20 protein-coding genes are annotated in these 24,906 nt (G+C 62.6%); 6 read left to right on the top strand and 14 right to left on the bottom strand.

Features of this window, described 5'->3' with window-relative positions; genetic code table 11:
• Positions 1–153: 153 nt before the first annotated feature.
• Positions 154–1,554 (bottom strand): cytochrome B6, encoded by a 1,401-nt coding sequence (locus tag PLANPX_RS22335; RefSeq protein WP_198421799.1) that lies wholly within the window; start codon positions 1,552–1,554, stop codon positions 154–156.
• 484 nt (positions 1,555–2,038) lie between these two features.
• Here PLANPX_RS22335 and PLANPX_RS22330 point away from each other — a divergent pair, with 484 nt between their 5' ends.
• Both PLANPX_RS22330 and PLANPX_RS22325 read left to right on the top strand, forming a co-directional pair.
• The gene (locus PLANPX_RS22330) at positions 2,039–2,794 is read left to right on the top strand and encodes a phosphatase PAP2 family protein (RefSeq protein WP_152100868.1); all 756 of its coding nucleotides are present in this window, start codon (positions 2,039–2,041) and stop codon (positions 2,792–2,794) included.
• A 311-nt stretch (positions 2,795–3,105) separates the two neighbouring features.
• Positions 3,106–4,890 carry a DUF885 domain-containing protein gene (locus tag PLANPX_RS22325; RefSeq protein WP_152100867.1) on the top strand — a complete coding sequence of 595 codons (1,785 nt, stop codon included), beginning with the start codon at positions 3,106–3,108 and terminating at the stop codon, positions 4,888–4,890.
• 227 nt (positions 4,891–5,117) lie between these two features.
• Here PLANPX_RS22325 and PLANPX_RS22320 read toward each other — a convergent pair whose 3' ends face one another.
• Positions 5,118–6,398 carry a formylmethanofuran dehydrogenase subunit B gene (locus tag PLANPX_RS22320; RefSeq protein ID WP_152100866.1) on the bottom strand — a complete coding sequence of 427 codons (1,281 nt, stop codon included), beginning with the start codon at positions 6,396–6,398 and terminating at the stop codon, positions 5,118–5,120.
• 28 nt (positions 6,399–6,426) lie between these two features.
• Positions 6,427–7,206, bottom strand: coding sequence for a hypothetical protein (locus PLANPX_RS22315; protein WP_152100865.1), 780 nt, complete (start codon positions 7,204–7,206; stop codon positions 6,427–6,429).
• Between the two features lie 298 nt (positions 7,207–7,504).
• On the opposite strand from PLANPX_RS22315, the gene PLANPX_RS22310 reads away from it, so the two are divergent.
• Positions 7,505–8,764, top strand: a complete 1,260-nt coding sequence (locus PLANPX_RS22310; protein WP_152100864.1) for a glycosyltransferase — start codon at positions 7,505–7,507, stop codon at positions 8,762–8,764.
• Between the two features lie 77 nt (positions 8,765–8,841).
• Here PLANPX_RS22310 and PLANPX_RS22305 read toward each other — a convergent pair whose 3' ends face one another.
• Complete coding sequence (locus tag PLANPX_RS22305) at positions 8,842–9,588, bottom strand: tetratricopeptide repeat protein (RefSeq protein WP_172992253.1); 747 nt, start codon at positions 9,586–9,588, stop codon at positions 8,842–8,844.
• A gap of 496 nt (positions 9,589–10,084) precedes the next feature.
• Between PLANPX_RS22305 and PLANPX_RS22300 the strand changes: the two genes are divergently transcribed.
• The gene (locus PLANPX_RS22300; protein ID WP_232536219.1) at positions 10,085–10,549 is read left to right on the top strand and encodes a hypothetical protein; all 465 of its coding nucleotides are present in this window, start codon (positions 10,085–10,087) and stop codon (positions 10,547–10,549) included.
• Positions 10,550–10,694: 145 nt separating this feature from the next.
• On the opposite strand, the gene PLANPX_RS22295 is transcribed toward PLANPX_RS22300, so the two are convergent.
• From PLANPX_RS22295 to PLANPX_RS22250, 10 genes are all read right to left on the bottom strand, one after another.
• A complete protein-coding gene (locus tag PLANPX_RS22295) occupies positions 10,695–10,949 on the bottom strand; it encodes a hypothetical protein (protein ID WP_152100862.1) in 255 nt (84 codons plus the stop codon).
• A 94-nt stretch (positions 10,950–11,043) separates the two neighbouring features.
• The gene (locus PLANPX_RS22290) at positions 11,044–11,730 is read right to left on the bottom strand and encodes an FHA domain-containing protein (protein ID WP_152100861.1); all 687 of its coding nucleotides are present in this window, start codon (positions 11,728–11,730) and stop codon (positions 11,044–11,046) included.
• A gap of 455 nt (positions 11,731–12,185) precedes the next feature.
• Complete coding sequence (locus PLANPX_RS22285) at positions 12,186–13,004, bottom strand: lipoate--protein ligase family protein (RefSeq protein WP_152100860.1); 819 nt, start codon at positions 13,002–13,004, stop codon at positions 12,186–12,188.
• A gap of 109 nt (positions 13,005–13,113) precedes the next feature.
• On the bottom strand, positions 13,114–14,643 hold the full coding sequence (gene gcvPB, locus PLANPX_RS22280; RefSeq protein ID WP_152100859.1) for an aminomethyl-transferring glycine dehydrogenase subunit GcvPB: 1,530 nt from the start codon (positions 14,641–14,643) through the stop codon (positions 13,114–13,116).
• Positions 14,644–14,821: 178 nt separating this feature from the next.
• Complete coding sequence (gene gcvPA, locus PLANPX_RS22275) at positions 14,822–16,189, bottom strand: aminomethyl-transferring glycine dehydrogenase subunit GcvPA (protein WP_152100858.1); 1,368 nt, start codon at positions 16,187–16,189, stop codon at positions 14,822–14,824.
• 42 nt (positions 16,190–16,231) lie between these two features.
• Positions 16,232–16,588, bottom strand: a complete 357-nt coding sequence (locus PLANPX_RS22270; RefSeq protein WP_198421798.1) for a four helix bundle protein — start codon at positions 16,586–16,588, stop codon at positions 16,232–16,234.
• Between the two features lie 42 nt (positions 16,589–16,630).
• Positions 16,631–17,029, bottom strand: a complete 399-nt coding sequence (gene gcvH, locus PLANPX_RS22265; protein WP_152100856.1) for a glycine cleavage system protein GcvH — start codon at positions 17,027–17,029, stop codon at positions 16,631–16,633.
• A gap of 273 nt (positions 17,030–17,302) precedes the next feature.
• Complete coding sequence (gcvT, locus tag PLANPX_RS22260; protein ID WP_152100855.1) at positions 17,303–18,424, bottom strand: glycine cleavage system aminomethyltransferase GcvT; 1,122 nt, start codon at positions 18,422–18,424, stop codon at positions 17,303–17,305.
• Between the two features lie 183 nt (positions 18,425–18,607).
• Positions 18,608–21,175, bottom strand: coding sequence for a ribonuclease R family protein (locus PLANPX_RS22255; RefSeq protein WP_152100854.1), 2,568 nt, complete (start codon positions 21,173–21,175; stop codon positions 18,608–18,610).
• A gap of 130 nt (positions 21,176–21,305) precedes the next feature.
• Entirely contained in the window at positions 21,306–22,274 is a 969-nt protein-coding gene (locus PLANPX_RS22250) for a 3'-5' exoribonuclease YhaM family protein (RefSeq protein WP_152100853.1), read from the bottom strand.
• Between the two features lie 523 nt (positions 22,275–22,797).
• On the opposite strand from PLANPX_RS22250, the gene proS reads away from it, so the two are divergent.
• Together proS and PLANPX_RS22240 are read left to right on the top strand one after the other, a co-directional pair.
• Entirely contained in the window at positions 22,798–24,312 is a 1,515-nt protein-coding gene (gene proS / locus PLANPX_RS22245) for a proline--tRNA ligase (RefSeq protein ID WP_152100852.1), read from the top strand.
• Positions 24,313–24,321: 9 nt separating this feature from the next.
• Entirely contained in the window at positions 24,322–24,861 is a 540-nt protein-coding gene (locus PLANPX_RS22240; protein ID WP_152100851.1) for a DUF4416 family protein, read from the top strand.
• The last annotated feature ends 45 nt before the right edge of the window (positions 24,862–24,906 follow it).

Raw genomic sequence — 24,906 nt, 5'->3', positions numbered from 1 at the left:
CGTCCTTTTCGTGTGTTTCGTGGTTAATCTCCCCGCTTCCGTATTCTCTTGGCGTCCTTGGCGGTTCTAAAAGAATGTGTAAAAAAGAGCCTGCCAAGCGCGGGGCTTGGCAGGCTCTTTTGAGGTTCGCTCCGGCGGGGCGTTGACCCGCGGCTACAGGGCTCGCATGAAGGCGGTGAGGTCGGTTTTTTCTTGCTGGTTCAGCTTGAGGCCGAGGATAAGGTTGAAATACTCGACCGTGTCTTCGAGCGTTAGCAGGCGGTCGTCGTGGAGGTATGGCGGCGAGTCTTTGATGCCCCGCAGCGGGAACGTTTTGATCGGGCCGTCGGCCGAGGCCTTGCGGCCGTTGATCATTACTTCTTTGAAGAAGCGTTCGGTCTGCAGGTTATGCATCAGGTTGTCGGTGTAGTAAGGCGGGATGTGGCAGGTGGCGCACTGGCCCTTGCCGAAGAAAATTTCTTGACCGCGCAGTTCGCTCTCGGTCGCCTTCGCGGGGTCGAGCTTGCCGAGCAAGTTCAACTTCGGCGCCGGCGGGAAGTCGAGCAGTTCTTGGAACTCGGCCATGAACTGCACTTGGCTGCCACGCTCGAGCGGGTTGACGCCCTTCTTGGCGGCCATCGCGATGTCGCCGTCGAAGTAGGCGGCCCGCTGCTCGAACTCGGTGAAATCTTCTACCGTCTTCATGGCACGCTGCGAGCCGAAGAGGCGTTGGATATTAAGTCCGCGGAGCGTCGGCGTGTCGATGCGGTGGCGATGTTCGTTGGGGCGAATATCGCCGACGGTGTGCGTCGACGAATTCGTGTGGCCGTTGGCATGGCAGTCGAAGCAACTCACCCCTTCATGCGGGTGGAGGCTGCGGCGGTCGTCGGTGGCGTTGAACTGCTGCTGCGGGAACGGCGTGACGAGCAACCGTAAGCCATCGAGTTGTTTGGGGTTGAGGCAGTCTTTGAATAGCTCGTAGTAGTTAGCGAGGGTGACAAGCTGTCCCTTCGAGACGTCGCCGAGGTCGGGCCGCGTCGTGAGGTAGATAGGCGCCGGGAACTCGGGGAGGAAGTGCTGCGGCAGGTCGTAGTCGAGATCGAAGCGGGTGAGGTCGCGGCCCGTTTGCCGCTTCAACTCGTCGATCTGCACCTTCGTGAAGATCATGCCGCCCGTTTCGTGATGCGGGTGGGGCAAGGGGTAGAAGCCGGGCGGCCAAAGCGTTTTGGCTTTGATTTCCTCGGGCGTGAGGCTCGCGAGTTTGTCCCAAGTGAGGCCTTCGGGAAGCTTGGCCCGCACGCCGGTTTGGATCGGCTTGCCAAGCGACATCTTCACGTCGGGCGAGGGGCGATCGGCGAGGTCGTAGCGGTACTCGAGGAGCCGTTGCTGGCGTTCCGCGAACTTGGGCTTCTCGGCTTCGGTTTGCTTGATCACCGCGGCCGTGTCGACCGGCGGGAGTTGAGCTTGGGCGACGGAGGCAAGCTGTGCGGCGAGGGCTCCGAGTGATAAGAAAGTGGCCAGCGCGGCTGGGGAATTAGCAGCGCTGCGCGGCGGGGAGAGGAATTTGAGTGACATCGGAACGCTCCTGGCTGGGAGATGGCTGGGATCGCAGAGGCGATGGGTTTAGTTTTAATGCGAGCGTGGCGGGGTGTGAATCGGAGACGCGCTATGAGTCGGATTGAATTTGGCTATGGCAAGAGAGTTGCGGTGAAGTGAATGCTTCATGTGGTGAAGCAAATCGTGCGCCCGTAGGTTTTTCATTACTTATTGAGTGCGGGAAGAAATGCGTTGAACCACGAAACACACGAAAGTGACGAAAAGGATTTTGGTCGAATCTCCCTAGTTGGTCCTTCTCTGCGCCTCCGCACCTCTGCGAGAGTGTTTACTCAAGACTTAGATATCTCGCGGAGGCGCGGAGGCGCAGAGGAACGTTGGCAGACTCGCCTTTTCTTTTCGTCGTTTTCGTACGTTTCGTGGTTAATCTCCCCGCTCTCGTATTTCCTTGGCGCACTTGGCGTCCTTGGCGGTTAAATCTTTTTGAACTAGCACGGAGTGTTGAATGGCTAGCGACGATAAGCAGAGCGTGGCGAGTGAGTCGCTGGCGGCGCATCGGCGGTGGGCTTGGTCGGCGCTAGTGCTCGCGGCGATTTCGGCGGGGTTGGCCGTCGGGTTTTTCAGCTTGTCGCGGGCGGTGGTGCGCGGTTCGACCGGGGATCTCGACGAGCGCATCTTGTTGGCGATGCGGCAGCCCGACAACTTGGCTGATCCGATTGGGCCGCGATGGGTCGAAGAAGTGGGCCGCGATTTCACAGCGCTCGGCGGCGTGGCGGTGCTGTCGCTCATCAGCGCGACGGCGGTGGCATTCTTCTGGCTGGCATCGATGCGGCGGGCGGCGGTCTACGTCGGCATCGCGAGCGTTGGCGCCATTTTGCTCGCCACGGTGCTCAAGCAATCGTTCGATCGGCCGCGGCCTGATCTCGTGCCGCATGGGGCGGTGGTTTACACGTCGAGCTTCCCGAGCGGGCACTCGACGATGGCGGCGGCCGTGTATCTGACGCTGGGGATGGTGGCGTCGCGGTTCGTGCCGCACTGGCGGCTGAAGGTGCTGCTGATCGGGGTGGCAATTCTTGTCACAGGCGCCGTCGGCGTCAGCCGCGTGTATCTCGGGGTCCACTGGCCGAGCGACGTGCTGGCCGGCTGGGCGGTGGGAACGTCGTGGGCGCTGGTCTGCTGGTGCGTGACGATCTGGTTGCAAGATCATGGCGTCATTGAGCAAGACCTGGGGCATCCGGTGGAAGTGAACCGCGTGGCGTGATCTCGAAGAATTGAACCGCCAAGGACGCCAAGAGCGCCAAGGGAATGCGGGAGCGGGGAGATTTACCACGAAACACACGAAAAGGACGAAATAAGAGGTCATGCCTGCCAGCGTCACTCAGCGTCTCCGCGAGAGTTTTGATTTTAGAAAAAATTGTCTTGAATAGGCGCGGAGACGCAGAGTGATGTTTAACAGTGACTAAATAGGTGCGAGAATTCTTTTCGTTTCTTTCGTGTGTTTCGTGGTAAAAAGCATTTCTTCCTTGGCGTCCTGGGCAGTTCGAAAATGCATCAACGAAGAAGGTTAACGCAATGATGCGATTGAAAACGCTCGCTGTATTTGTGGGCTTGTTATTACTGCCTCAGCCGAGGTTCGTTGTTGCGGAGGAGCCGACGCCGAGTGCTCAGCTTACGGCGCTGCTCGATGAGATTTGGGAGTTCGGGCTCGTCGAGAGCCCGACGTTTGCCACCTCGCTGGGCGATCGGCGGTTTAATGATCGGCTTGCCAAAGTGTCGCCGGCTGATAGCGCGCGACGATACGAGCAGAACAAGAAGTTTGCCGAGCGGCTTGCGTCGATCGATCGCGCGGAACTCGCCGCGGCGGAGCAGGTGAACTACGACATGCTGGCTCGTCAACTCCGCGACGACGCGGCGGAGTTCGAGTTCAAGAGCCATCTGACGCCGATCGATTGTCGGTCGGGGTTTCATATCGAGTTCCCCGAGTTGCGTCGCGACGTGCCGCTGAACACGGTCGAGGATTACGAGAACTACATCGCGCGGCTGCGGGCGTTCGACGACTATGCGACGGGGCATATCGAGTTACTTCGGGCGGGGATCGCGGCGGACGTGACGCAGCCGGAGGTGATTCTGCTCGGCTATGAGGGGACGATCACGCCGCACATCGTCGACGATCCAGAGAAGAGTTTGCTGTACGAGCCGCTGACGAAGTTCCCAGCCGGCGTGCCGGAGGGGGAGCAGGAACGTTTGCGGGCGGCGGCTCGGGCGGCGATTGCCGAGGGAGTCGTGCCGGGGTACCGACGATTCCTCAAGTTCATGCAGGACGAGTATGTGCCGGCGGCGCGGGGCTCGATCGGCGCGTCGGCACTACCGGGCGGTCGCGACTTCTACCGCCATCGCGTGCGGCGATTCACGACGCTCGATACGACGCCGGAAGAGGTTCATGCCCGCGGGTTGGCGGAGGTGAAGCGGATCCGCGCGGAGATGGAAGCGATCAAGGAGCAGGTCGGCTTCGACGGCGACTATGCGGCGTTCGTCGAGCATCTGCAGAACGATCCGCAGTTCTTCGCGAAGACGCCGGAAGAGTTGCTCGAGCGGGCGTCGTTCATTCTCAAGAAGATGGATGGGCAGCTGCCGACGTTGTTTGGCAAGTTGCCGCGGATGCCGTACGGGCTGCGGCCGGTGCCCGACTACGTGGCGCCGCGGACGAGTTCGGCTTACTACAACCCGCCGGCGGGCGATGGGACGCGGGCCGGGTTCTTCAATCTCAACACCTACAACTTGAAGGCGCGGCCGCTGTTTGGACTCGAGGCGCTGGCGCTGCACGAAGCCGTGCCGGGGCATCATTTGCAGATCGCGTTGCAACAAGAAATGGAGGAGCTGCCGAAGTTCCGTCGCTACTCCGATTGCACGGCGTTCATCGAAGGGTGGGCGTTGTACTCCGAGCGGCTGGGACTGGAGTGCGGGTTCTACGAAGATCCCTACAGTAACTTCGGGCGGCTCTCGATGGAGATGTGGCGAGCGTGCCGACTGGTGGTTGACACGGGGATGCACTACATGGATTGGCCGCGGGAGCGGGCGATCAAGTTCATGGCCGAGAATTCGGCTCAGCCGATCCATAATGTTGAGGCGGAAATCGACCGCTACATCGGCTGGCCGGGGCAGGCGCTGGCGTACAAGACGGGCGAGCTGAAGATTCGCGAGCTGCGCGAGCGGGCGGAGCGGGAGCTGGGAGAGAAGTTCGACGTGCGGGCGTTTCACGACCGGGTGCTTAGCGGCGGGGCGGTGCCGCTCGATGTGCTGGAGGCGAGCGTGGTGGAATGGATTGGCGAGGTGCAGGGGGATTCGGTTAGGAATTGAACCGCCAAGGACGCCAAGAGCGCCAAGAAATGCGGAGGAGAATTGAACCACAACGGCACGACGAGCACGACGGAAATACGCCAGTCGCTCTTATTCGCCGTTCTTTGCGCCTCTGCGCCTTTGCGAGAGATTTCAAAAAAAGAAATTGTCTCACGCAAAGGCGCTAAGGGAATTGAGTAATATTGCATTCCCTTGGCGCTCTTGGCGCTCTTGGCGTCCTTGGCGGTTCAATTTAGAAGTTTCAACAGACGCTGCAGTAGTTCTTCGGCGGCGGGGAGTTTGGGGGGTATCGCGGCCGTTAGCGGCAGCGCGATGTTATCGCAGCGGAAGACGTTGCCGGCCGTTTCGATGCCGAAGGTGGGCGTGAAGAGCGTGACGGCGGCTTGCTGCGTGGCGTCGCTCGCCTCATTGGTCAGCAGGATCGTTGGAAGTTTGTTCAGCGTGGCTTGCGCGGCATGTGGTAGGTGGGCGGTTGGATTGCTGCCAACGATGATCGCCGCATCGGCTTCGCCGCGTTCGAGCATGTGGGCGGCGGTGGCCTCGCCGGGGAGATGCCGCGGATAGCCGGCGGCGAAGTTCACGGCGGAGGGGAAGCCGGTTTGCCACGTGAGCACCTGGGCGGCGCCGGCGGCATTGCCGGGCGAGCCGAGCGGTAGCGCCACCGCCCGGGAGTGGCGGTGATGCTCGCGCACAAGTTCGGTGATCGATTGGACGATGGCGTCGGGGCCGTCCGTTGCGAGTTGCGTCGGATCGTAAAAGATCGCGGCGTACTTGGCAGCCTTCAACCGTTGGGCGAGGTAGGCCCATTGCGCGAGCGGAGCGCCGGTTTGGCGTTCGATCGCCGTTTCGTCGCCGAGCGGCGCCTCTGCCAGGATCGTACGGACGACCGCGAGCGCTGCGAGGTCGCCGCCGGTGCGGAGCGTGAGGGCCTCGTCGGCTTGCTTGCTCGTCGCGTTGCGAGTGGCTGCGACGACCACGACGCGGCGCGGCGTCGGGTGGGCGTCAGGCGTCGTGTAGGGATGGCGGGCGATCCGCTCGATGTGGCGGGGATGCGTTGCGGCGGGATCACAGTTCCAGTAGACGATGAGGTCGCTGCGGCCGGCGACTTCGCCGAGCGTGGCGGTGACGGCGCCGAGCGTTTGGATCGCGGCGTGATTGCGACTGCGGCCCGCATCGTCGGTTGGGTCGAGCGTGGCGCCGAGTTTGTCGGCGAGGGCCACGGCGGCACGCTGAGCGTCGACGGTCGCACGTTCGAGGCCGCAAATGAGCGGCGACGCGGCGGTCTGCAAAATCTCCGCGGCGCGGGCGAGCGCCGCCTCGAGCGTTGCTGGTTGGCCGGCGATCAGCGCCGCGGCGGGCGGTTCGGGCCGCTCTTTCAGGAAGAACGACGCGGCGACAGGGCAGGGGGGCTCGACCCGCGTGATGCGGCGGCCGTCGACCGTCAGCGTCAGGTCGTCGCAAAGGCACCCGCAGGCGGTGCAAACGTAATCGGTAATCGTTTCTGGCATTTCTTTAGTCAATCGTCAGCGCGGGGCGCTAGGGCTTCACTGGCATCATCATGATGACGAAGCCGTAGCCGACGTAGATCACCATGAGTGCGCCCCAGGCGAGCACGACGAGGCGGTGGGGTTTGAAGTTTACCGCCAACGACGCGATGCCGGCCAGCGCGATGAGGCCGAAGAATTTGGGCGAGTGCCCCTTGGTGATCCAGGTGAGCAGTCCGAAGGCGACTGCGACTGCCGCGCTTGTGATCAGCAGCTCTTGCATCGAGTACGCGAAATCAACGTCGAAGAAGGGACGCTTCTCCGGTTCTTCTAGCGGCGCTCCGTCGTCGAACGGCGAGGCGGGTTTCGACTCGGGGGCCTTCGCCGTTGCAGCGGGTTGGGCTGTAGGGCTCGCGTGGGGAGCGGCCATGCGGGCCTGGAACGCTTCGCGGCGGGCGAGCCGTTCGGCTTCTTGCTTGCGTTCGAGGATGTTGATCCAGTACCAGCCGAGCGCGACCGAGACGACCATCGCGACGAAAATCACCATGCAGCCGTCGTACATCAGCCGGATGGTCATCCCCACGGCAACGACGGCAGTGATCAGCAGCAGCGTTCGCGTCGTGAAGCGAAACAACTTCAACCCGCTAAGGTCGAGCTCCAGGTCGCTGTAGTCGCTGCGGGGCTCGTACAGTTCGTCGACGTCGATCTTCTTTGCCGCGGATTCGACGGTCTGCTGCACCCGCTCTTGGCGATGGGCGATGATCTCGGGATCGACTGGTTCGAGTTCGAGTTCGAGTTCGAAATCGTCGTCGTCTTCAGGTGGTTGCGGCATGGCGGTATGAATCGCGGAGGATTAACCGCCAAGGACGCGGGGGCCAATGACGAATGACGAAATCCGAATGACGAATGAAGGACGCAAGCGAATTTCATTCGTCATTCGGATTTCGTCATTCTGGTTTTCGCCTAGCGTCCTTGGCGGTTCAAATTTGAACTGCTAGTTGCATTGTCATCGGAACAGTTGGCAATCGCAACGGCGGCTGAAGCCGGCCGGGGTTGTCGGATGGCGCCGGTCGGGGGATGATTGGGCGCTCTCAGGCGGCGGTTCGCGGCGGAATGACGGGCGATTGGCGATGCATCTGATTCTCAGCGCGTTTGGCAGCTACGGCGATGTGCTGCCGATGGTCGGGCTGGGGGCGACGATGCGCGGCCGCGGGCATCGGGTTCAGATCATTGTGAACCCCTACTTCAAGTCAGTGATCGAGGGCGCCGGCCTCGAAATGCTCCCGCTCGGGACGGCCGACGAGTATCGCGAGTTGATGCTCCACCCCGATCTGTGGCATCCGCAGCGCGGGTTGAAGCTGGTGATGACGCGCGGGGCCTCCCACTACATGGGCGAAGTCTACGCGCTGCTGGAGAAGCACTACACGGCGGGTGACACGGTGCTCGGCGCCCATGGCCTCGACTTGGCGAGCCGCATCTTCCATGAAAAACATCGCGCGCCGCTCGCGTCGATTCACTACGCCCCGATGGCGCTGATGACGGTGCACGATACGTCGCGATATATGGGGACGCCCAACATGGCCAAGTGGCCGAAGTGGGCCAAGCGGGCGATGTTTTGGGCGGCGGATCGTTGGATGGTCGATCCGCTGATCGCCCCGACGGTGAACGAACTACGTGCACGGCAAGGGCTGCCGCCGGTGGCGCGGATCTTCACGTCGTGGAACAACTCGCCGCAGCTGGTGCTCGGGATGTTTCCCGATTGGTTCGGCCCGATGCAGCCCGACTGGCCGGCGCATACGGCAGTGGTCGGATTTCCGTTGTGGGATCCGCCGGCGGAGGCGACGCTGAGCGCGGAAGTGGAAGAGTTTTTGCGAGCGGGCGATCCGCCGATTGTGTTTGCGCCTGGCTCGGCCAACATGCAGGCGACCGAGTTCTTCCGCACCGCCGGCGAAGTCTGCGAGCGCCTCGGTCGCCGTGGCCTGCTGATGACGAAGTATCCGTCGCAATTGCCGCCCGGCTTGCCGGCGTGCGTGCGGAGCTTTGGTTTCGTACCGTTCAGCGAACTGCTGCCGCGCGTCGCCGCGCTGGTGCATCACGGCGGGATCGGCACGTGTGCTCAAGGCTTAGCCAATGCGCTGCCGCAGGTGGTGATGCCGATGGCGTACGATCAACTCGACAACGGCTCGCGGTTGACGCGACTCGGCGTGGGGGCGGTGGTGCCGCAGGTGAAATTTAAGACGACTCGCGTTGCTGCGGTGCTCGGGGAATTGCTCGGCTCAGCCGATGTGCGGGAACGGTGCCAAGATCTCGCCAGTCGTTGCGACGGGCCGGCGTCGCTCGATGCGGCGAGTGACCTACTGGAAGGGTTGCACGAGCGGCGGACTCGATAGAAGTCAGTAGTCAGTTGCGAATACGGTCTCAGTGCATTTCCGCAACTGACGACTGACAACGGACCACTGACAAAATCCTAATACCGCACCGAAGACTGCCACTGATCAGCAGTCCGCGTTCCCGGCGTCGGGTTCACGAGCGGCGAGGCGGGCACGCCTGCTCCGGCGCCAGAGGCTTGTAGCGCGGCGACGCGGGCCGAGATTTCGGGCTGGTAGCGATTCACCGCGAGCGAACGTTGGTAGTTGGCGAGGGCTTGGGCCCGATCGCCTTGTACTTCGCGGAGGCGGCCGAGCGCCGTTAGAGCACGCGGATTGGTCGGCTCGATCGCCAGGGCTTCGACCAAGCGAGCCGACGCCAGTTGCTGGTTGTTTTGCTCTTCCGACAGGCGTGCGAGTTCAATCCGCGGGTCGGCAAGCTGCGGGCTGCGCGTCGCCCAGCCTTCGAGCAGACGGAACGACGCGTCGGTGCGGCCTGTCTCCACCAGCAACACGGTGAGGCCGCGGTAGCATTCGGTGTGGTTCGGATCGTACTCCAAGCACTGGTTGTAATACCGCTCGGCCTGAGCGAGATCGTTCGGGTTGTTGGTGAGCTTGCCCGATTTGTGGAGCGCTGCGGCCAGATTGTAGTAGCTGGTGGCCGAGCGGGGGTCGTTGGCGATGGCCCGCTGGAACGAATCTGCGGCTTGCTGATAGTTGCCGGCCTGATAGAGGCGGACGCCCTCGGAGTTGAGCGCGGTCGACTGCACCTGGCTGCAGCCGGCGGCGAGCGCCACGGCCGCGGCGAGCCCGACGGCGAGTCGGCAGTAGGTGAAGATGATCGGCATCGGAAACTCCTCGGCGAGGGGGCCGGTGGTCTGGGAATGCGGGACCGGCCAGTCTGCTCGCGCGGGGATGGTAGCGAGGCGGGAAAGTCGTCGCAACCTGAATTGCTCGTTGAGCGGAAGGTGAGCCTTCGAGAAGTAGCCGGAGGGCCACGCCCTCCGGGCGGCGGCGGTGGGGGGATTTCCGCAGCGAACAGCCATCTCAAACGGCTCGCCAGCCGGACCGCGTGGCGGTCCGGCTGGGGCGGTTATTGGGCTCGCTGGCGGGCTTTCGGGCCGCCTGTAACGACGGCGGCAGGCCTTCAGCCGCAGGGCCGGAACGGTTCGCTAATCCGCACTAGCCGACCAAGCCGGCAAGATCCCTTAAATGTGCTATTTTTCCTAGTCGGTCTACTTTGTCGCCCTGCTGGGTCGATGACTGCTAGCGTCAGGGACACTTGCCCGCCGTCCCGCCGACTGCCCGCCACGGGCCTTCCCCACTGCACGGAGATCAGACGCCATGCCCGCCAAGAAGACCGCTACCGCCACCGTCGCTCGCAAGTCGTCCGCCGCCAAGGCCTCGACCGCTCCGAAGCAACGGACCGCTGCGACCCCCCGTTCGTCGTCGCGGAAGACCAAGGCTGGCGAAGAGTTGGTGACGATCGATCGCCGCCGTGAAGAGGTCTCGGCTCCCGCGCCGGCTCTGGAGCGTCGGGCCAAGGTACAGCGTCGTCGGCAGATCGACCCGACCACCTGCGAACGCGATTACTCGGTGGAAGAAGTCGAATTCATGAACGCGATGGACGACTACAAGCGGAAGAACGGCCGGATGTTCCCGACCTGCAGCGAAGTGCTGGAAGTGATCCGCGGGCTAGGTTACGTCCGCCTGTCGCCGGCCGGCCGGGCGATGCTCGCCGCCGAAGGCGAAGTGCTGGGCGACGGGGCGATGAGCCAGGAAGAAGAATTCGAAGCTGCGGGGTTCTAGTCGGTTGGGCTTTCAGCCCGCGAGAACCCTCGCAAGATTCAGCATAAGAACTAACAAGCCCGGCAGCGCGAAAGCGCTGTCGGGCTTTGTTTTTATGGATGCCGTGTATCCGCCGCCGCTGGGCTAAAAGCCAGCCTGCGTCGGCTTACTTCTGGATGTCCGCGACGATGTCGCGGAGTTCGTTGACGGAGACGTCGGCGAGGCGTTTGCCCGCTTTGTCGAGGCGTTCGTTGATCTTGATTGCCGTCTCTTGCATCATGCCGTGGGTTTCTTGCGAACCTCCGGCGAGCAGGAAGTTCTTGCCGCGGGTGATGCGCTTGTGGCCATCTTCCGCGTCAAAGCCGAGGCCCAGCAGCGCGGCTTGAGGCTTCTGAGATTTTGGATTGCGTTGGATATCCATCGTCGGCATGTGGTGCGTCGAATGAGGGGACAAACAAAAAGCCACCCGCCGCAGCAGGTGGCTCTCATTATACGAAACTGGGAAGCCGAGTGTTCTAGCGACGTCGGCTCCAGGCCCGGAGCGCCTCGACGGCCGCTTCGCGGCTATCTTTGGTGCCTGCCTTATCGGGCTGCTTCGGGAGCTTGCCCGGTTCTTTTTTCGCGGGCTTGCCGGAGTGATCGGTCGCCTTCTCCGACTCGGTTGCGTCCCCCTCCGGAGTTCCGGCAGAGGTTTCCGCTTCAGCAGCCGCGGCTGCCGCGGCATGCATTTTGTGAATCGCGTTCGTGTCGTCGATGCGGATGGTTTGGGTTTCGTTGAGCGCGGAACTGGGGCCGAGCAACCATTCCGAGATATCGGCGTCGCCCACCGAGTCGGTCGGCTTGCTAGCGGTCCGAGCGACCGCCTCGGCGACGCTCTTCACTTCCGGCTTCTTGACGCTGTTGAGGCTGGTGCTGATCGTGAGCAAAAACTTGAGGGGGCCGACGGTGATTTCGTCGCCGGAGGCGAGCTCGACGGCACCCTCGATCTTGTTGCCGTTGACCAGGGTGCCGTTGCGGCTGCCCATGTCTTGAACGGTGACCTTCGACTCGTCGCGGCTGATCAAGCAGTGCTGACGACTGACCGCGCTGCTGCCGGCGCAAAGGCTGCAACTCTGGCTACGACCGATGGTGAACTCGGCCTTCTTAATAGCGATCTTCGCGCCGACTTTGGCGCCTTCCAGCACTTTTAACGTAACGTCCATGGCCGAGCCTCTAATGAAGCCGGCGCGTAGCGGGGCGCTAGGAGCGCGTGCCCATAGGCCCACCGCGCGCAGGCTGCTGTCCCAGAACGCGTTTCCACGCGCTCAAAAGCCTTTGGTCGCAGTGAGATCAACCCTGTCGGAGAGTCTGGTCTCTTCCGGCCGTATCGAATAGTCAATCGGAGCCCCCCACAGGCTCTGATTGCGAGAATAACACGGCCGCTGTAGTCCGTACAGCAAAATCCAGACCCGGTCCTGCGGGAATTCTACCGCTGGACCCGAAATCACAAACCCCCCGCGGACGTTTTTTTACTCGCGCCGCGGGAAGCCGCACGTGGGTCGGGCATTCTTGCCTGACAGACCGCCTATTCAAATCTGATGCCCAAGCGATGCGCCGTCAGGCTTTCGGCCTGACCTATGTGGTATCGGGCCGTAGTTGGCGGGCTCTCCACGCCAAATTAGCGGCGTCGGGTCCAAGCGGAATCAGCGTATTTGCCGGCGCGCAACTCTTCGGCGCGGGTCATTAACGCCGAGTCGCCCGCTGGTTGAAAGGGCTGCGGATCCAACTTGAGCAACGCGGCGAGCGAGGCTGTCCAATTCTTAATAATCCAGTCGGGGCTGATAGACACTCCCGAAATTTGCTCGATGCCGGCCAGCTCCGGCGCGGCGGGGGAGCGGTCGAGCAAGATTGAGCCGTGTTGGAGGACGGCGCCCCGTCGTCGCCGCTGGGCGCTGCCGACAATCTTCACGGGAGGTTCGGCGGAGACCGAGCCTGGCAGCACCACGTCCGCCGAGGTGCGACGGGCGAAGCAGAGGAACGGTTCGGCGGCGGCGTCGGTTTCCTCGACATTAACGGTTGGCTCGACGGCGAGGGTCGCGGAGGAGGCGCCGGTGCGATCGCTGTGGAGCGCCGCCGTCACCCCTTCGGCAGCGAGGCAATCGATCAGCGAGCGGTGGACGACGTCGTATAGCTGCGGCGACTGCCGGGCGAGCGGATGGTCGGCCGGAAGGGAGAGCGAGTAGGTCAACTCGCGGTCATGCATCAGAGCGCCGCCGCCGCTTTGCCGCCGCACCACCGCCGCCTGCCGGCTGGCGGCGTGGGTGTCGCGCTCGTCGTACGACTGGAAGTAACCGAGCGAAAGGGTCGGCTCCTGCCATTGGTAGAAGCGAAGCGTTGCGACGCCGGAATCCGCCGCTTGCTCCAGCAGGGCCTCGTCGAAGCCCATGTTCCAGGCGCCGTCGAGGGGCGGGTCAACGATCAATCGGCAGGGCGTCATCTGCTGTAATTATCTCACGCAAAGGCGCGAAGGCGCAAAGGAATGCGCCCGACTAGCTGCTTTCTTTTCTTTGCGCCTTCGCGCCTTTGCGTGAGATCCTTCTTAACTTTTAATCAACCCGGCAGCAGAGCATTGGGTTGCGTGCCGCGGCGACTTCGTCTGGGCGGCTGATGGCCGTGGAGTGCGGCGCTTCGTGGAGCAGTTCGGGGTCTTCGCCGGTGATGCGGAACAGCGTCTCGGCAAAGGCGTCGAGCGTTTCTTTGCTCTCCGTTTCGGTCGGTTCGACCATGATCGCTTCGGGGACCGTCAGCGGGAAGTAGACGGTCGGGGCGTGGTAGCCGAAGTCGAGGAGCCGTTTGGCGAGATCCATCGCCGCGACGCCGCGTTCGGCCTTCAGCTTCGAACCGCTGGCGACGAACTCGTGCATGCAGCGATCGCCCTGCGGCACCGGCAAGATGTGCTTCACTTTGCTGAGCAAGTAGTTCGCGTTGAGGACGGCGTTCTCGCTGACGCGGCGGAGGCCATCCGGCCCGTGCGTGCGGATGTAGCAGTAGGCTCGCAGCAGCACGCCGACGTTGCCGAAGAACGAGCGGACGCGGCCAATCGAGTGCGGACGGTCGTACGCCAACGCGTACTGAGGGTTCGGGGTTCGGGGTTCGGGGTTCAGTGTAGAGGCATTTCCTGAACCCTGACCGCTGAACCCTGAACCCTCCACTTTCACGACGATCGGCGACGGCAAATACTTCGCTAGCACCTCCGTCACGCAGATCGGCCCCGCGCCAGGACCGCCGCCGCCGTGCGGGCCGCTGAAGGTCTTGTGGGGGTTGTAGTGCTGCATGTCGGCGCCGAAGTCGCCGGGGCGGGTGACGCCGAGGATGGCGTTCATGTTGGCGCCGTCGAGGTAGACGAGGCCCCCCTTCGCGTGGACCGCGTCAGCGATCTCGCGCATGTTCGGTTCGAAGATGCCGACCGTGTTCGGGTTGGTGATCATGAACACGGCGATGTTGTCGTCGAGCTTCTTGTAGAAGTCTTCCATGTCGACGCCGCCGTTGCTGCGGGTCTTCACGGTAACCGTGTTGAAGCCGGCCATCACGGCGCTCGCAGGGTTGGTGCCGTGCGAGTTATCGGGAGCGAGTACCTTGACGCGCTGGGCCGTTTGGCCGATGTCGCGGAAGTAGGCGGCGGCGACGAGCAGGGCGGCGTACTCTCCATGGGCGCCGGCGGCCGGCTGCAGCGAGCAGGCGGGCAGGCCCGAGATTTCCGACAGATACTGCTGCATCTCGTAGAGAACGTGCAACATCCCCTGGATCGTCTCGGCCGGCTGCAGTGGGTGCAGATCAGCGAAGCCCGGCATCGCGGCGGCCCGCTCGTTCCGCTTCGGGTTGTACTTCATCGTACAACTGCCGAGCGGATAGAAGTGGGTGTCGACCGACATGTTGAGCGTCGACAGGTTGAGGTAATGCCGAATGATTTGCGGCTCCGGCACTTCCGGCAGCGCGGGGGGCGCGGCGGCGACGGCGCCCGCCGGCAGCAGGTCTTCAATCGCCGCTTCAGGCACATCGCACGCCGGCAAGCGAGCGGCGCGGCGGCCTGGCTTGGAGAGATCGAACAGGAGCTGCGTGTCGCGGGTATTTCGCATCGTCTTTTCGTCTTCTTTTTGAACCGCCAAGGACGCCAAGAGCGCCAAGGAAATGCGGGATTCACCACGACGACACAACGAACACGACGAAAGAAAAGCCAGTGTGTGTCGCTGACTGATCAAATTCTCTCTGTCTTACGTCGCGCTCGTTGTGTCGTTGTGGTTCAAATTTCTTCAATTAAACGTGAGCCGGTTGGCGGACAGACTTCGCAGTAAGCGATTTCACCAGTCCGTCGATATCGGCCTTCGTGCGCTTTTCAGTGACCGCCACCAGGAAGCAGTCGCTCAGTTCGGGATACCAGCGGCCGAGCGGCAGGCCGGCGAGGTAGCCGGCGTCGATCGCTTCGCGGAGCAAGCCGTCGACGTTGTTCTCGGCGTCGCGGATGACGACTTCCTTGAACGTCGGTGCGTCGAACGCCTGGCTGAAGCGTTCGTTCTGGCAGAGCTGCTCGGCCAAGTAGCGGGTCTTCTGCAGGCAGAGGTTGGCCGTTTCCTTCAGGCCCTGCGGACCGGCTTGGGCGAGGTAGACGCTCGCGCGGACGGCGAACAGCGCCTGGTTCGTGCAAACGTTGCTCGTCGCTTTGTCGCGGCGGATGTGCTGCTCGCGGGTTTGCATCGTGAGGACGTAGCACTTCTTGCCGCGACGGTCGGTCGTCTCGCCGACAATTCGGCCCGGCATGCGGCGGACGAGCGAATTGTCGCACGACATAATGCCGAGGTAGGGGCCGCCGTAGCTCATCGGCGTGCCGAGCGTGTGCCCTTCGGCAACGGCGATGCTCGCGCCGTAGTCGGCGGGACGCTTCAGGATGCCGAGGCTGATCGGGTCGAAGACCGAGATCAGCAATGCCCCGGCTCCCTTCGCGACGGCGGCGATGCGGTCGGCGTCTTCGATGCAGCCGAAGAAGTTCGGCTGCTGCAGGATGACCGCGGCCGTCTTGTCGTCGATCGCCGCGGCGAGCGCGTCGGCGTCGAGCACGCCGGCCGGGCAGTCGAGCGTGACGAGCTCCGCGTCGATGTTCTCGAAGTAGGTGGCGATTGTCTGGCGGTACTCCGGATGGAGCGTCGACGGGGCAATCACCTTGTTCCGGCTGCCGCCCGCGTGGAGCGCCATCAACACCGCCTCGGCCGCGGCGCTGGCGCCGTCGTAGAGGCTGCTGTTGGCCACATCGAGTCCGGTGAGCCGCGTGATCAGCGACTGGTACTCGAACATCACCTGCAGATTGCCCTGGCTCGCTTCCGCCTGGTAGGGCGTGTACGAGGTGTAGAACTCGCTCCGCGAACCGATGACGTCGCAGACCGACGGGACGAAGTGGTCGTAGCTCCCCCCGCCAAGGAAGCAGACCTTCGTGCCGGCGTAGTCGTTCAGCGCGGTCAGCTGCCGCAGGTGCTGATCGAGTTCCATTTCCGACAGCGCCGGCGGCAAGTTGAGCGGCCGCTTGAGCTGCAGGGCGTCGGGGATCGGAGCGAAGAGCTCGTCGATGCTCGCTGCGCCGATCGAGGCGAGCATTTCGGCTTGATCTTCGGGCGTGTTGTAGTGGTAAGGCATGGAACGAAAGGGGAGGGCGGAAGGGGGAGTGGGGAAGGTGTTTTAGCGACGTGACTTGAGCGTTTTGATTGAGGCGACTGTCATGCTCAAAAGTTCGTCGCCTTCTTTACGAAGTTCGTCGAGGCGGGCTGGGGGAATGATTCCAGATTCTACGAGCAGTTCCATCCAAAGTAACGACTCGTCCAGTTCTTGCTCGACGATTCCTAGCTTGGAGAGTAACTCAGCGTCGCTTCGACCTCGACACGCCTCACGATAATTGGCGGCAACGGAAGTCCCCGACCTGAGCAACTGCTTTCCAATGACTCGCGCCTCGTCAGTGTTGGGAAGGGCGGTAAACAGACGAATGACTCGAAGCGCAAACTTCTTCGTCCGATCACGAAGTTCAGGATTACCACTCACCAGTATTCCTTCCCCCTTCCGCCCTCCACCTTCCCCCTTCGCTTAGTGTCCTTCTTCGGCGCACTGCTTCTCATACGCGGCGAAGTCGAGGAGGTTGCCGAGGTTCGAATCGTCGGTGATGCGGATCTTCGCGATCCAACCTTCGGTGTAGGGATCGGTGCTGAGGATTTCGAGCTTGTCTGGAAGCGTCGTGTTGACCTCGATCACCTCGCCGGTGACGGGGGCGTAGACGTCGCTCACGGCCTTCACCGACTCGACTTCGCAGAACGGCTGCTCAGCTTCGGCCTGGGCGCCGACTTTCGGAAGTTCGATGAACACCAGGTCGGTGAGGGCTTCGACGGCGAACGCCGAGATGCCGACGGTGGCAATCTTCTGCCCGCCCACTTCGGCGACAGAGACCCATTCGTGCGTTTTGGCGTAATGAAGATCTTCGGGTTTCACTTCTGCAATCTCCCGAGGTGGCTGGGGGCTTTTATGTTTCTCGCAAAGGCGCGAAGGCGCAAAGAAATACGGGGGAGGATTTTTAACCACGAAACACACGAAAACGACGAAAGGGAGAAGAACGAAGGAGGCAATTGCACTGTGAAACTATCTCTCATTCTTCTGCTTAACAGTTTTCCTTTTCGTTCCTTTCGTGCGTTTCGTGGTTCTCTGTATTTCTTCTCTGCATTCCTTCGCGCCTTAGCGCCTTTGCGTGAGAAATCTTTCCGTACTTCACTTCCCGCGTTGATAAAACGGCAGCGGGACGACTTGGGCGGGGTGGTGTTGGCCGCGGATGTCGACGGCCAGGGGGGTGCCGGGGGCCGCGGCGGTTTGCTTGACGAAACCCATCGCGATCGGCCGCTCGAAAGTAGGCGAGAAGGTACCGCTCGTCACGGCGCCGACCGGTTCGTCGCCGTGCAGGATGACGGCGCCTTCGCGGGCGGGGCGCTTGCCTTCGAGCTGCAGGCCGACGCGGACCGACTGCTGGTCGTCTTTTTGGGCTTTGACGATCGCTTCGCGGCCAATGAACTCGCGGTTCCGTAGGTTCACTGCGAAGCTAACGTCGGCCTGCACCGGGTTGATTTGTTCGGAGAGTTCGTGCCCGTACAGCGGCATGCCGGCTTCAAGCCGCAGCGTATCGCGCGCCGCGAGGCCCACCGGCCCGCCGCCGAGCGGTTCGGCTCGCTCGATGAGCCGCGTCCAAATGATGCCGGCGTCCGCGGCGTCGCAAATGATTTCGCAACCATCTTCGCCCGTGTAGCCCGTGCGGCTAACGAACGAACGGAACGCCGCGACGCGAGTCATGACTCCGAAGTAGTAGCGGAGTGACGTTAGTTCGTGGTCGCAGATGCCGTCGAGCACCTCGATCGCTCGCGGACCTTGGATCGAGATCATCGCGTACTCGGTCGTCTTGTCGTCGATACCGACGTCAAAGTCGCCGCGGCGTTGGTTCAGCCACGAGATGATCTTCGTGCGATTGCTGGCGTTGACGACCAGGCCGTAACCGCTGAGGCCCCCTTCGGGGAGTTGGATCTGATAGACGAGGATGTCGTCGAGCACGCCGCCGGTCTCGTTGCAGACAAGCGAGTAGCGGACCTGGCCCGGCGTCATGTCGTCGATCCGCCGCGTGAGGAGCGAATCGAGAAACCGCTGGGCGTCGGGGCCGTCAATGATCAGCCGGCCCATGTGCGAGATGTCGAACAGGCCGGCGGCTTTGCGCGTCGCCTGATGTTCTTCAACTATCGAGCTGTACTGCACCGGCATCGACCAGCCGGCGAAATCGACCATCCGCCCGCCGTGGGCGACGTGCCACCCATGAAGCGGCGTCTGCAAGAGTTGAGAGTCGTCGGCCATGGCGTTCGCGAGTTGAGTGCGGCGGGAAGTCGTTTGTTGTACGGCAAGCGGGCGCGGGGCGAAAGAATCGCGATTGCGCAGAGTTTGGTTGAAATCTCTTGAAATCGCGGGGCGGGCCGTACGCACGGAGACACGCAGGCTGCCGTATTCTACGGGCCACCGAGCGACTCGCCAGGGGCGATGCTACTTCCTGCCCTTGCCTCCTTTGCGGGGCCCCTTTTTCTTGCCGGGCTTCTCAGGCCCGTGCGGAGCGCCGCTGCCACGGCGGTTGCGGCCCGTGGGGGCGGGGCCGCTCGATTTGCCGATGCGGCCGATCAGGCGGAAGTCGAGTTCGCGGCGATCAACGTCGACGGCGGCCACGGCGATCCGCACCGCATCGCCCAATCGATACGAATTACCGCCGCGCAGGCCGTGGACCACGTGCCCGGCGCGGTCGTAACGGTAATAGTCGTCGGTGAGGGCGGCGATCGGGATAAAACCCTCGGCCGGGATGTCCGACCCGGTGATGAACAGTCCGAAGCTTTCGACGCCGGTGATGTAACCGTTCATCTCCGTGCCGATCTTGTCGGCGAAGTAGTTCAGCAGCTTAACCTTGTTCAGCTCGCGTTCGGCCTCGGTCGCCCGTTGTTCGCGGTCGCTGCAGTGGTCGCCGAGGGCGAAGAGGGCTTCCAGGCTCTGCACCGGCTTCTTGCCTTGGGCGAGATCGTCGAACAGCCGGTGGACGGTGAGGTCTGGGTAGCGGCGGATCGGCGAAGTGAAGTGACAGTAGCAGTCGCTCGCCAGCGCGAAGTGCCCCTCTTCCTCGGGACTGTAAACGGCCCGTTGCATCGAGCGGAGCGTCGCGTAGTTGATCGCGTGCTCGCGGGGATCGCCTTCGACGTCTTTGAGGAGCTTTTGCAGCGCGAAGCGGCTTTCGAGGCTGTCGGTCTTGATGCCGAGTTCGCCGACGAACGCGGTCAGCGACTTCAGCTTGCGCGGATCGGGCGCCCCGTGGACGCGGCGGAGGAAGATCAGCTCGTCGTCGAACAGTTTTTCCGCGACCGCTTCGTTCGCGGCGAGCATGAACTCTTCGATGATCTGATGGCTCTCGGTGTTGATCTCCAGATGAGCGCCGGTGACGCGGCCGTTTTTGTCGAGATCGATTTCGAGCTCGGGGCGATTCAGTTCGAGCGCCCCGCGACGGAAGCGGCGTTCGCGGAGCTTCATCGCGAGCGTGAACATGCGTTCGAGCAACGAGTCGACGTCGGCGGTGAGTTTTAAGTGCGGCGGCGCCGCGCCAGTCGCTTTCACATGCTGGGCTGGGGCGGGAGCAGGGGGCTTCTTGTCGAACTTCTCCGCCTCTTCGTCGTGCAACGCGGCTTGCGCAGGCTTTTTGTCCTTGCTGCTACGCTCGACTAGTCCCTTCGCTTGCAGGTACTCGTCGACTTCCTCGTAGGTGAACCGCCGCCGGCTCTTGATCGCGCTCTTAAAGACCTCGGTCCCGATCGGCGTGCCGTCGGCGGTGAACTCGATCCGCGCTGTGATCGCATACCGCACGCGGTCGGGCTGCAAGCTCGCCAGATTGTTCGAGATGATCTCGGGCAACATCGGGATGACGCGATCGGGCAGGTAGACGCTCGTCGCTCGCTCTTTCGCTTCCCGGTCGAGCGCCGTCTTCGGCTGCACGAAGTGGGAGACGTCGGCGATGTGGACGCCGAGGATCCAGTGGCCGGGATTGCCGAGATGATCGTTGATTTGCGTCAGCGAAATCGCATCGTCGAAGTCGCGAGCCGTTACGGGGTCGATCGTGATGATCGTCTCGTTCGTAATATCTTGCCGGTGCAGGCCCGAGCTTTCGGTGCCGATCGATTCGTCAAACTTTTCTGCTTGAGCGCGGGCTTCTTCGAGGGCGTCCTCGGCGAACGGACCGGGGAGGCTGTACTCGTGCATGATCGACAGCGTATCGACCCCCGGCAGGCCGCGACCGCCTAGCACCTCGATGAGCACCCCTTCGCCGTCGTGAACATGCGAGGGGAAGCGGACCATTTCGATGACGACTTTGTCGTCGGGCTGCACTCCCTTGGCGCCCGGGTCGCCAACGTAGATCGCCTGGGCAAATAGTTTGCCATCGATCTGCACCATTCCCATGCCGCCCTGCTCGAAGTAGGTGCCGACGAAGCGATTGGTGGCGCGGGTGACGACCTCGATGATGTGGCCTTCCATCTTGCCGCCGCGGCCGCGATGGCTGAGCCGGACGCTCACCGTGTCGCCGCTGGCTGCATCGCCGCTGGCGTTGGCAGGGATGAAGATGTCGGCGTCACGGCCTTCGACGCGCTGCGTTCCCTCGGGGCGAACGAAGCCGAAGCCGGCTTCCATCCGGCGAAAGGCGCCGACGATGTGATTCGGGTCGCGGTTCGACTTTTTCTTTTTGCGCTTTGAATTCGATTGGTCCCCCTCCCCTTGATGGGGAGGGGATAGGGGAGGGGTGTCGCCCTGTAAGTTGTCGTCAGCGTCTGTACCCGCTTCGCCCCCCTCCCCAGCCCTCCCCTCGGAGGGGGAGGGAGCCACACGGGGAGCGTTGGCAACTGGCAGCACCATGTGGTTCGAGCCGTACGCCAGCAGCCCCTCGCGGACCATCTTCTTGACGGTCTTGCGCACCGTCTCCGCCTCGTCGCCGCTGAGGCCGAGCCGCTTGGCGATCATCTTCGGCTTCATCGCCTTGTAGTCGGCGTGATTGACGATCGAGAGGATTTCTTCGCGGAGATGTTGCATGATGCCGATGTCGTTTGAGATGTGTCGACTGTTCGCGAAGAACAATGACGAATGACGAAATCAGAATGACGAATGAATGGCCTCAAAGCCTTTCGACATTCGTCATTCTGATTTCGTCATTCAGTCATTTTCACATCGCTCCCTTGTAAAGTTTCCGTCCAATCTGCGTGAAGTATTGCGTCCACGGGCTATCCGCGTTCGGGCAGTCGTTGATCAGTTGGGTGAAGCTCGCCAGTTTCGCGTCGAGGTTGTCGAGGTGGTGGAGCGCCACCGCTTCAAGCGTCATCGGCAGCTTCGAACTGCCGTACTCGTACTCGCCGTGGTGGCTGATGATCATGTGCTTGATCTCGGTGATCAGCTTCTCCGGCATCGGCATGCCGTCCTTGCGAACGGCTTCGCGGACTTTGTCGTCGACCATCGTGACGCCCATGATCATGTGACCGAGCATCTGGCCTTCGTCGGTGTAGGAGATGTCGCGGTCGTAGCTCAGCTCGTCGACCTTCGCGGCGTCGTGGAGGAAGGCGCCGACGAGCAGCTTGTCTTGGTCGAGCTGCGGGTAGCGCGGGGCGACGACGAGCACGAGCTCCAGCAGGCTGACGACATGTTCGAGCAGGCCGCTCTTGTAGCCATGGTGGTTCTTCATGCCAGCAGGGGCGATGCAGAACTTGTCCATGAAAACCGAGTCGTCGGTGAACGCCTTCACCAGTCGCTGCAGCGGCGGCGTTTGGATCTTGCCGAGGATCTCGACCAGTCGGGCGCGCATCCGGTCGACGTCGGCCGACTGCAGCGTCATGAAGTCGGCTTCGCAAACTTCGTCCGGCCGCGCGCGGCGGATGCGGTTGGCGATTAGCTGCATGTTCCCCTGGAACAGCTGCGTCGCGCCGTCGACGACCACGAAGTCGCCGTTCTCGAACGCCTTGTAGTCGTCCTCGCTGGCATTCCACATGCGGGTATTGATCGACCCGCTCCGGTCGCTCAGATCGACCTGGAGGTAGAGGTTGCCGTTCTTGTTGGGCCGCAGCAGCTTCTCGGAGGCGAGAAAGACCTGCTGGACCGGTTCGTTGTGGGCGAGCTGGCTGACGAAGCGACGATCAGGCATTGCGAAGGGTTCGGGGTTCAGGGTTCAGGTAGCCGCGGGTCAACGACCCGCCGGAGCGTGTACAGGAAGGACAATCATACCAAAACCAGCCCCGCCCGTATTTGCCGCCGGCTGAGGCGGTGCTGGCTCGCGATGCTGGAAAAGGCAACCGCCAAGGACGCCAAGATCGCCAAGGAAATACGGGGAGATTTGCCACGAAACACACGAAAAACACGAAAGGATTAAGTAGTGAGTTCGACTAAGGGTGACTGCATCCAAGCAGGTTATCGCTGCAGACTCCTTAGTTCGCCTTCTTCTCTTTTGGTGTGTTTTGTGTGTTTCGTGGTTAAATGCCTTTCTTCCTTGGCGGTCTTGGCGTCCTTGGCGGTTGCCTTTCCCCGGAATCTCATGCGGCCCGCGCTCGCATTCCGCAGGGGAGGGGAGTCGTTTAGAATGGCCCGCTTTCGCCAGTTCGCTCCGGCGGGTCGTTGACCCGCGGCTACTCGCCGAACCCTGAACCCCAACACCTGAACCCTCTCTGCCCATGTCCGGTAAAACCGCCATCACTCCCACCCGCAGCGAAAACTACCCGGAATGGTACCAGCAAGTCGTGAAGGGCGCCGACCTCGCCGAGAATTCCGACGTCCGCGGCTGCATGGTGATCAAGCCGTGGGGCTACGCGATCTGGGAGAACATTCAGCGGCAACTCGACGCGATGTTCAAGGCGACCGGGCACGAGAACGCCTACTTCCCGCTGTTCATCCCGATGAGCTTCCTCGAAAAGGAGGCGGAGCACGTCGAAGGGTTCGCGAAGGAATGCGCCGTCGTGACGCATCATCGGCTGGAGCCGAACGGCAAGGGAGGGCTTCGGCCGGCGCCATCGGCCGAACTCGAAGAGCCGCTGATCGTGCGGCCGACGAGCGAGACGATCATCGGCGCCACGTTCGCGCGGTGGGTGCAGTCGTACCGCGACCTGCCGATTCTCATTAACCAATGGGCCAACGTCGTCCGCTGGGAACTGCGGACGCGGATGTTCCTGCGGACCACGGAGTTCCTCTGGCAGGAAGGGCACACCGTTCACGCGACGGCCGAGGAAGCGCAAATCGAGACGCGGCAGATGCTCGACGTGTACGCCGAGTTCGCGGAAGGCTCGATGGCGATGCCGGTCATCAAGGGCGAGAAGACCGCCGGCGAGCGGTTCCCTGGCGCTGTGAGCACCTACAGCATCGAAGCGATGATGCAGGACCGCAAAGCACTGCAAGCGGGAACGAGCCACTTCCTCGGCCAGAACTTTGCGAAGGCCCAGGAGATCAAGTTCCAAAGCGAAGCGGGCCAGCTCGAGTACGCCTGGACCACCAGCTGGGGCGTTTCGACCCGGTTGATCGGCGGCCTCATCATGACCCACTCCGACGACGACGGCCTCGTGCTGCCGCCGAAGCTCGCTCCGGCCCACGTCATCATTCTGCCGATTTACAAGACGCCCGAAGAACGGGCCAAGGTGATGCCGTTCTGCGAAGGGTTGAAGAAGGATCTCGCCGCCCAGCAGTACGCCGGCGAAGCGGTCCGCGTGCGGATCGACGACCGCGACATCCGCGGCGGCGACAAGAAGTGGCAGTGGGTGAAACGCGGCGTACCGATCCGCATCGAAGTTGGTCCCCGCGATATCGACAACGGCACGCTCTTCCCGGCTCGTCGCGACGGCGTGAAGTGCGAGAAAGTCGCGCCGGCGGAGTTTGTGGCGAAGATTGCCGAAGTGCTCGCTGAGATGCAGCAGGGCTTGTTCGACCGTGCCGCGAAGCTGCGCGACGAAGCGACGGTGAAGATCGACTCGCTCGCCGAGTTCGAAAAGTTCTTCACGCCGAAGAACGCCGACAACCCCGAGATCCACGGCGGACTGGCGTACTGCCACTTCGTCGATTCGCCCGAGATCGAAGAGAAGCTCAAAGAGCTGAAGGTGACTGTCCGCTGCGTGCCGCTTGATGGCGAAGCGGAAGCGGGGACGTGCATCTTCACCGGCAAGCCGAGCACGAAGCGCGGCGTGTTCGCGAAGTCTTACTAAGGCGGTTGGATGGGCGACATTCACGAACCGCTGCCAGTTCAACTCCTCGTCGCGGCTAGCAGCCGTTACGAGGAGGCGTTGGTTTGGGGCCTGCGTGAGTGCGAAGCCGAGTACGGCCCCGCCGCCGCGATCAGCCCAGCGTTCGACTTCACCGAGACGAACTACTACGACGCCGAGATGGGCGTCGGGCTCAAGAAGCAGTTTTGGGTCTTTGAGCAACTGGTCGATCCGGGCCGGCTGCCGGCGATCAAGCGGCAGACGAACTTCCTCGAAGCCGAGTACGCTGGCCTGAAGCTCCACGCCGAACCCCGTCCGCTCAACCTCGATCCTGGTTACATCACCCTCGCGAAGCTCGTGCTCGCCTCGACGAAAGATCATGCCCACCGCATCTACCTCGCCGATGGCATCTATGCCGAGGTGACGCTGTCGTACCGGAAGGCGGGCTGGCAGCCGTTTGAGTGGACTTATCCCGATTATCGCCGGGCCGACTTTCAGGCGTTCTTCACGAGTTGCCGGGAATTGCTGCCGCGCGTCCGCCGGCAAAATTGACGCCCCGCGGAGGCGGCATCTAGAATCGAAGCTACGCTGCGATTC

This window comes from Lacipirellula parvula (assembly GCF_009177095.1).
Lineage (GTDB): Bacteria > Planctomycetota > Planctomycetia > Pirellulales > Lacipirellulaceae > Lacipirellula > Lacipirellula parvula.
The sequence above is the reverse complement of the archived record's forward strand: the minus strand, read 5'-3'. Positions and strand labels throughout refer to the sequence as shown.